At 39.9% G+C, this 253-nt stretch carries 1 protein-coding gene; it reads left to right on the top strand.

Features of this window, described 5'->3' with window-relative positions; all coding sequences use genetic code 11:
• Positions 1 to 253, top strand: a 253-nt coding sequence (locus tag SB775_RS31830; protein ID WP_410865281.1) for a hypothetical protein, incomplete at both ends; no start/stop codon positions are given.

Raw genomic sequence — 253 nt, 5'->3', positions numbered from 1 at the left:
GAAATTCCGCCGCACAAAATGTTATATTCACTGATACAATGCCAAGCGGAACTACATTTATTACAAACTCTTTTTCTATTAATGGCATTCCCCAAAGCGGTGCGGACCCATCGAACGGTGTAAATATTGGGACTATAACAGCTGGGACTACAGTAACAGTTTCGTTCCAAGTTACTGTAACGTCATTACCAACCGAAAACCCAATTGTAAATTTTTCATCAACATCGTATCAATTAGTTTCACCGCCTGATGC

The sequence above is a fragment of the Peribacillus sp. SIMBA_075 genome (genome assembly GCF_046534585.1).
Note: the sequence above shows the minus strand (reverse complement) of the source record. Positions and strands in the feature narration are given on the sequence as shown.